Raw genomic sequence first — 7741 nt, 5'->3', positions numbered from 1 at the left:
GGCACCTTCATCAAACGCCCACACTTATCGACTGTTGATTGTTAAAGAACTGTTGTTCTGTACTACCTTGCTGCACCGTGCGAAGCGTTGTGTTCGTCAGCAGCAGAGAAGTGAGATTATGCAGTGTTTCGCTTAACTCGTCAACCCCTCGTTCGCTTCGTTGCAGATTTCTCTGCCGACCTTGCTAACGCAACCACTTGATTCCGTTAACCTTTTTCGATCGTGCCTTGCAGCGCTCCCGAAGCGGACGCGCACTATAGCAAACGCTGACGGAGTCCGCAAGCCCCTGCCTGGATATGCCGGCGGGTGCGGTGCGTGTCTGTTCTGGCAATGCCGGGTATATTGCGTGCCAAACCAGCATGCCGGTCGCACGGGTGCTATGAGCTATTGGAGAGCAGATGAAGCACCCTTTATTTCACCGCACCGCCATCGCCGCGGCATGCATGTCGGCGCCACTGTGCGCGGTCGCCCAGGAGGCGCGCGCGCCCATCAATGTCGTGGTGGTCAGCGCCACCCGCTCCGCACACACGAGTTTCGACCTGCCCGCCGCGATCGACATCGTCGACGCATCCCAGCTGCGCGACACCCAGCCGCGCGTCAACGCTTCCGAAGCGCTGGCCGCGGTGCCGGGCCTGGTCGCGCGCGACCGCCAGAACTATGCGCAGGACCTGCAGATCTCCTCGCGCGGCTTCGGCGCCCGCTCGGCCTTCGGCGTGCGCGGCGTGCGCCTGGTGGCGGACGGCATCCCGGCCACCATGCCCGACGGCCAGGGCCAGGCCGCGACCTTCAACCTCGACATCGCCGAGCGCATCGAAGTGCTGCGCGGTCCCTTCTCCGCCCTGTACGGCAACCACTCCGGCGGCGTGGTCCAGCTTTTCACGCGCGATCCCAAGGGAGCGCCTTCCATCGAAAGCAGCTTCTCAAGCGGCAGCGACGGCCTGCGCAAGCTCGACGTGAACGCACAAGGCAGCAGCGGCAAGCTCGGCTACCTGCTGGACGCCTCGCGCTTCGAGACCGACGGCTACCGCGCCCATAGCGCCGCCACCCGCGACCAGGCCTATGCCAAGCTGGTGGTCGAGCCAAACAAGGACAGTCGCCTGGTGCTCACCGCGAGCGGACTGCGCCAGGACGATACCCAGGATCCGCTGGGCGTCACCTGGGCTACCTGGCAGCGCGACCCGCGCGCCGGCGAGACCGATACGACCGACACCCAGTCGCCACAGCGCACCCTGGCCGAGCGCTACGACACCCGCAAGAGCATCGACCACCAGCAGTTCGGCCTGACCTGGGAACAGCGCTTCGGCCCCGACCGCCTGCTGCTGACCGCCTATGCCGGCAACCGCCGCGTGATCCAGTACCAGTCGTTCTCGCGCGGCTTCCAGGCGCCGCCCACGCATTCGGGCGGGGTGGTCGATTTCGACCGCGACTTCCACGGCGTCGACGCCAACTGGCGCGCGGTGCGCGAGCTGGCCGGAGGCACGCTGCGCGCCACCGTCGGCCTGGAGGTGGCGCGCTCGCGCGACGATCGCCAGGGCTTCGAGAACTTTGTCGGCAATACCTTCGGCGTGAAGGGCAACTTGCGGCGCGACGAACAGAATGAAGTCAGGAGTGTCGACCCTTACGCCCAGCTCGAATGGGAACGCGGACCCTGGGTACTGACAGGCGGCGTGCGGCGCAGCCGCATCAGCTTCGACGTCACCGACCGCTTCCTCGCCAACGGCAACGACAGCGGCAGCGTCGACTATCGCCACACCTCGCCACTGGCGGGCGTGCTGTACAAGGTCTCGCCCTCGCTGAACGTGTATGCCAGCGCCGCGCGCGGCTTCGAAACCCCGACCCTGAACGAATTGTTCTACTCGGGGACCGGCGCCGGCTTCAACTTCCGCCTCGGCCCCGCCATCGGCAAGCACCTGGAGGCCGGCGTCAAGGCCATGCTCATGCCCGGTGTGCGCGTGAATGCCGCCGTGTTCCAGGTGCGTACCGAGGGTGAGCTGGTGGTCGACAGCTCCTCGGGCGGGCGCACCAGCTACCGCAATGCCAGCGCCACCTTGCGCCAGGGCGGCGAACTGTCGCTGGATGCGGAACTCGGCGGGGGCTGGAACGCGCGCCTTGCGCTCACGGCGCTGCGCGCCACCTACGAGGAAGGCTTCGGCGCCGTGCCTGAGGGCAGCCGGCTGCCGGGCATCCCGAAGACCAGCCTGTACGGGGAGTTCGGCTGGAAGGAGCAGTCCGGTCGCTTCGGCGCCGCGCTGGAGACGATCGCCAACAGCCGCGTCTATGCGGAGGACACGAACACCGCCACGCCGGCGCCGGGCTATGCGATCGTCAATGCGCGCGTGCAGGCCAGCCAGCAAGTGAAAGGATGGCGGTTCAAGGAGTTTGCGCGACTGAACAACCTGTTCGACCGCGACTACGTCGGCTCGGTCATCGTGGGCGACGCCAACCGCCGCTATTACGAAGCCGCGCCTGGACGCAACTGGATCCTGGGCGTCAGCGCCCAGTACCAGTTCTAGGTTTTTGCGATCTCGGTTGGCGCAGGCAGCGCGACGCCGGGATACAGCTTGGCCAGCGTCGCGTCGGTGGCGGATCGAAGCACGGCTTCCACCAGCTTGACTGCCGCGGCCTCGTCCGGCGCGGCGCGCACCGACTTCCACAAGTCCGGATGCGCGGCCGCGTGCTCGCCCAGGGCCCGCTCGACTTCCTCCTGCCAGAAGGCCGGCGCTTCGCCTTCGACCCAGTTGCCGCGCCCGCGGCCGAAGTGGGCCACCGCCAGGTAGCGCAGCACGGCGCTTACCAGGAGCGACTGCAGGAAGGGATCGGCGAACTGCACCCCCGGCTTGTCGCGGTCGGTCCGCTGGTTGAAGCCCCAGGCCGCGCCGGCCATCGTCAGGCCGCCGACGATCGCGCCCAGCAGCGCCCCCGCCCCCATGGTCAGGCCGCCCGCCATCATGTCGGCCGACAGCCCCGTCGCCGCGCCCGACACGACCGCGCCGAGCAGGCCGGCCTGGGCCTTGTCCACCGGCGCGTGCACCGCGAAGTTGTCGCGCACGCGCGCATTGATGGTCAGCGCCTGGCCCGGATCGATCCGGTGCAGGGCCAGCAGGCGCGCCGTCGCGCCGTTGATGCGGGCGTTCAGGCGTTCGACCAGCGCCGCCATCGCCAGCTCCTGCCGCCGCTGTTCGTCCTTGCCGATACCGACCGCCTTGAGCGCGCTGTGCAGCATGCCGCGCCCCTCTTGCGCGATCGGTTCGGCATCGCGCGCGGCCGCCGCCAGCTGTTCCGCCGAGACGCGCAGCGCACCCAGGTAGCGTTGCCGGTTGGCGGCAGACCAGGCCTCGAGCAGGCGCGCATAGCCGGGCCGCTTCTCATCGATGACCAGGCGCCCGATCGCTTCGTAGAACACGTGTTCGTGCACCCAGCAGCGCGCGAACGCGTCGAGCGGCAGCACTTCCTTCACCACCGGGAACTGGGCCAGGTGCTGGCGCCAGCGCCCCTGCTCGCCGGATTCCTCGGCGCCGGGGCGCGGCGGTCCCATCTGGTTGAGCAGCACGGCGACCGGCTTGCCGAGCCACTCGAGGATCTTCATCTCGGACGGCAGGTAGCCGGCGTCCTGAGGAGATTCGGACGAGTTGACCAGGTAGAGGATGACATCGGCTTCTTCCTTGGCCGCGCGCAGTGCCTGCTGGCTGAGCCAGAACGGACGGTCGCGGTAGCGGTCGAACACCTCGCGCAGGAACCAGCCGATCGGGTTGCCCGCCATCGACAGGCGCTTCAAGAGGCGTACCGAATCGCCGAAGCCCGGCGTGTCCCACAGCACGAGGGTGTCGCCGGCTTCGCTGCGCTGCAGTGGGTGCGCCTCGGCGAACTGGGTCACGTGGGCGGCGTCGCGCACCTCGCCCACGTCCATGCCGACCAGCGTGCGCGCCAGCGTCGTCTTGCCGTTGTTGGTGTGCGAGACCAGCGCGAACTGGATCTTGACCGGTTCCGGATTCATCGCGTTCATCGCAGCTCCGGCAGTGAGAGGCCGGCGCCCAGCTCGAGCGGATGCTTCTCGGGCTGGAGCAGGTTCACGAAGGTGGCCGAGGTGCCGTGGAAGCTGCAGAACTGGCGCCACAGCGCGGTGCGCTCGGCCACGCGCGCGGCATTGCCCTGCTGCTCGCCGATGCGCTCCACCAGCGGCGATTCGTCCACCAGGACCGCGACGCCGCGCTTTACGCGCTTGCTCAGGTAGTCGAGGAAGGCGCCATGGTTTTCCTTCTCGGGCGTGGCGGCCAGGCTGAACAGGACAGCGGTGACGGTGACGCCCGCTTCGTCGAGGGCGGTGTCGCGCAGGGCTTCCTTCGGATCGATGCCATAGGCGGCAGTAGGACGCAGCTGGACGCGCGCCTGCGCACCGAGCGCGCTGGCCGCGATCGCCCACAGGCCGCGGTCGCGCGCTTCGTCGAGGGTGTAGCTGTAGGGGAGCACGCGCAGCAGTGCCGGCGCGCCGGCGCCGATGCTGTCCGCCAGCTTGCGGTAATAGGGCTGGTCGAGGTCGAGCGGGAAGCGGCGCGCCAGCTGCCGTGCGCGCCAGGCGGCGAAGCCGGCCAGCAGCAGGCGGGGCAGCACGACCAGCAGCAGCAGGGTCGCGCCATACAGGTGCACCCAGCGCTCGCCGCTCGCGGCATTCACCATCCGGCCGAAGCGCAGCAGTTCGATCTCGGTGAGCGAGAAACCCTGCAGGAAGTGGAACACGCTCATCGCCGGCATGAACAGCCAGGACAGCAGGGTGTGGACCTGGCGCCCGTCGAGGAAAGTGCTTTCCCAGCCGACCACGTATTGGGTCAGCAGGCCGCGCGCATACAGCGAAGCGATGGCGCCGAGCGCGAAGAAGGCCGCGGCAAGATGGATGCTGCGGCTCAGGCGCGCACGGGTCAGCGGCTCGCTCAGGGCGGCCCACTCCCCCATGAAGACGGCGATGCCCTCGGCCAGCGGCGCCGGCAGCTTGCGCGGCACGGCGGCCTTGCCGACGCTCAGGCGGCGCAGCAGATTCGGGCTCGCCCAGCCATGCCGTTTGCCCGGAATGAGCGCTGACACCAGCATGAAGAGATACACCAGCAGGTTCCAGCCGATGATCAGGAGGAAAGGTGCGGAAAGCAGGTCGACGCGGTGCGGGTCCGCGATGCGGTCGATGGCCGCGCCCGAGACGAAGGCCAGGAAAGGCAGGGCCAGCCAGACGCCGCCCAGGCCCAGGCGGCGCCTGGCGAATGCGCCGAAGACAGGCGAGCGTTCGCCCAGGCGTTTCAGGATCTGCTCGGAGCGCTGCTGCAGGAAATGCTGCTGGGTGACCGCGCTCTTGTTGTCGGCCGCCTGCCAGGCGGCGAGTTCCTTCGCGCTGCGGCTTGCGTACTTGCGGTCATCGTCGCTCAGCACCGTGTGATCGACGTCGGCGGACTCGATGGCGCGTACCAGTACGACATTGCGTGCGACCTGTTCGTTCATGCTTCTCCTGTCATGGTTGAAATGGCAAGGCTACAGGTGCATTGTGCCGCAGTTTGGGACCGAACATCGTTCCCGCGCTGCTTGCGGTCGGCGTCAAGGCGTAAAAAAACCCGGGAAACCCGGGCTCGCATTGTGTTTGCGCCGGCGTTCAGCTGCCGGGATTCTTCTTGTTCGGCTTGCTGCCGAAGTCCGACGCCGGCTGGTCGGGCCGGCCCTGCAGGCCTTTCGCTCCACCCACGCCGGAATCCGATTGCTGGGAACCGGCATGCTGGTATTGCTCGATGCCCCCTGCGCCGGATTGCTGGGCTTCACCCAGACGATCCTGCTCGGCCTGTGCCTGCATGCGCTGGCCACGCTGGCGTGCGCTCCAGCCCTGGTGGACGGAACCGGCGCCGCCGCGCTGGCCGCGGCCGTTCGTGTCCGACTGCTGCGAACCGGTGTTGGCCATCGGGAAAGGCGATTCGGGTCCGCCGCGCATCACGGCGCCGGGTGCGCGCGTCTGCATGCTCCCTTCCGCAACCGTCACGCCTTTCGGCTTGTGGATACCGCGTGAACGGTTGTCGCCACCCAAGCTTTTTTCCTTCGATTTCATGATTCCTCCTTCGCTTCGCTGAACCGATGGACCGATCATGCGCGCCGAAACAGTGGGGCTGTATAGGAGAAGACTCCGAGCCACTGTAGGAATCGCCGCACGATTACCGTTCAGCTAGCGGAAGGTGGACGGGGCACGACTATTCTGAATACCTTGAGATGTGGCAAATGCTTGCTAGAACAGACTGCTAGCATTTTTGCTTGCTATGCCAAGGGGAAATGCGATGAAGTCCGGCCTGCCCAAACTCTGCCTGTTGTTCGCCCTTTGCCTCAGCCTTGCCGCAAGCGCCGGCCCGTCGACGAAACGCAGGGCCTGGATCACCATCGGCGATGCGGCCTACCGGCAGGTCAAGACGATCGCTCCCGATGCGGTGTCGGTAGACAGCCGCCAACTGCCTGCGGAAAAGGTACACGCCATCGTTGTCGATGAAGGCAGGCTCGCGAAGATTGCCGGCGTGATCCACCAGCGCCTTGGACAGTGCGGCGGCTACATGTATCACGGTAGCGAAGCCGAGGCCCGTGCGGCGCTCGACCGGCGCCGCGTGCTGGCGCCGGCGCGCGCATATGGGATCGGTCAACGCGAACTGGTCGAGCCCATGCTGGCGGGTATGCAGGAGAAGCAGATCGAGGCGACCATCCTGAGCCTGAGCGGTTTTACCAACCGCTATTTCCGGAGCCAGTCGGGGGTCGACGCATCGAACTGGCTGCTGGCGACCTGGCGCGAACTCGCTGCCGGCCGCGCGGACATCTCGGTGATGCAGGTCCATCACCAGGGCTACCCCCAGCCGTCCGTCAGCCTGACCATCGCGGGCTCGGACCTTGCGGAAGAAACCGTCGTGGTCGGAGCGCACCTGGATTCGATCATCGGTATCGGGATGAGCGAGACGGCGCGCGCGCCGGGCGCCGACGACGACGCGTCCGGCGTGGCGAGCATGACCGAGGCCCTGCGCGCGCTGATTGCAAGCGGCTACCGTCCGCGCCGCACGATCCAGGTCCTCGCCTATGCGGCCGAGGAAGCGGGATTGCGCGGCTCGCAGGAGATTGCACGCCAGTTCAGGCAGGCGGGCAGGAAGGTCGCCGGCGTGCTGCAGCTCGACATGACGAACTACAAGGGTGCGGCAAACGACATCTACCTGATCACCGATTACACCAACAGCCATCAGAACGCCTTTCTCGCGCAGCTGATCGGCACCTACCTGCCCGGACTCACGGTCGGCTACGACAGGTGCGGTTACGGCTGTTCGGACCACGCGAGCTGGGATGCGCAGGGCTATCCGGCGTCGATGCCGTTCGAGTCATCGATGGCACGCGACAACCCGCATATCCATACGTCGAAGGACACACTGGCCAACTCGGGCAACCAGACTGCGCATGCACTGAAATTCGCGCGCCTGGCGGCGGCATATATGGTTGAGCTGTCGAGCCAATAGAACGATCGTGAAGATTCGCATCGCGAATATAAACGCAAAAAACCCCACCGGATCACCGGTGGGGTTTTTCTTATAACTAGCCTGACGATAACCTACTTTCACACTGGTTGCAGCACTATCATCGGCGCAAAGTCGTTTCACGGTCCTGTTCGGGATGGGAAGGGGTGGGACCGACTTGCTATGGTCATCAGGCTTTGACTTGTCGTGAGATTTGACCACATGGTCAAACTTCACCAATC

Annotated in this window: 5 protein-coding genes and 1 rRNA gene; 2 read left to right on the top strand and 4 right to left on the bottom strand. The window is 66.5% G+C overall.

Annotated features, from left to right (window positions below; genetic code table 11):
* Window positions 1-398 precede the first annotated feature (398 nt).
* Window positions 399-2513, top strand: a complete 2115-nt coding sequence (locus tag YWC_RS0126530) for a TonB-dependent receptor family protein (RefSeq protein ID WP_027868057.1) — start codon at window positions 399-401, stop codon at window positions 2511-2513.
* Here the strand turns inward: YWC_RS0126530 and YWC_RS0126525 are convergent.
* The 3 genes from YWC_RS0126525 to YWC_RS0126515 form a co-directional block, all read right to left on the bottom strand.
* Window positions 2510-3994 carry a DUF3482 domain-containing protein gene (locus YWC_RS0126525; RefSeq protein WP_036216311.1) on the bottom strand — a complete coding sequence of 495 codons (1485 nt, stop codon included), beginning with the start codon at window positions 3992-3994 and terminating at the stop codon, window positions 2510-2512. The genes YWC_RS0126530 and YWC_RS0126525 overlap by 4 nt on opposite strands.
* A gap of 5 nt (window positions 3995-3999) precedes the next feature.
* Complete coding sequence (locus YWC_RS0126520; RefSeq protein WP_027868055.1) at window positions 4000-5481, bottom strand: DUF2868 domain-containing protein; 1482 nt, start codon at window positions 5479-5481, stop codon at window positions 4000-4002.
* A gap of 148 nt (window positions 5482-5629) precedes the next feature.
* Window positions 5630-6073, bottom strand: a complete 444-nt coding sequence (locus YWC_RS0126515; RefSeq protein ID WP_027868054.1) for a hypothetical protein — start codon at window positions 6071-6073, stop codon at window positions 5630-5632.
* 223 nt (window positions 6074-6296) lie between these two features.
* On the opposite strand from YWC_RS0126515, the gene YWC_RS0126510 reads away from it, so the two are divergent.
* Entirely contained in the window at window positions 6297-7502 is a 1206-nt protein-coding gene (locus YWC_RS0126510) for a M20/M25/M40 family metallo-hydrolase (RefSeq protein WP_169728162.1), read from the top strand.
* Window positions 7503-7581: 79 nt separating this feature from the next.
* Here YWC_RS0126510 and rrf read toward each other — a convergent pair.
* Window positions 7582-7694, bottom strand: a 5S ribosomal RNA gene (gene rrf, locus YWC_RS0126505).
* Window positions 7695-7741: the final 47 nt, after the last annotated feature.

The sequence above is a fragment of the Massilia alkalitolerans DSM 17462 genome, from assembly GCF_000427785.1.
GTDB lineage: Bacteria > Pseudomonadota > Gammaproteobacteria > Burkholderiales > Burkholderiaceae_D > Telluria > Telluria alkalitolerans.
This window is presented reverse-complemented; position numbering and strand designations above follow the sequence as displayed.

Excerpts from the sequence above, each read along its gene's own strand:
- YWC_RS0126530 (WP_027868057.1), top strand. The coding sequence starts at position 399 with ATGAAGCACCCTTTATTTCACCGCACCGCCATCGCCGCGGCATGCATG.
- YWC_RS0126525 (WP_036216311.1), bottom strand. The coding sequence starts at position 3,994 with ATGAATCCGGAACCGGTCAAGATCCAGTTCGCGCTGGTCTCGCACACC.
- YWC_RS0126515 (WP_027868054.1), bottom strand. The coding sequence starts at position 6,073 with ATGAAATCGAAGGAAAAAAGCTTGGGTGGCGACAACCGTTCACGCGGT.
- YWC_RS0126520 (WP_027868055.1), bottom strand. The coding sequence starts at position 5,481 with ATGAACGAACAGGTCGCACGCAATGTCGTACTGGTACGCGCCATCGAG.
- YWC_RS0126510 (WP_169728162.1), top strand. The coding sequence starts at position 6,297 with ATGAAGTCCGGCCTGCCCAAACTCTGCCTGTTGTTCGCCCTTTGCCTC.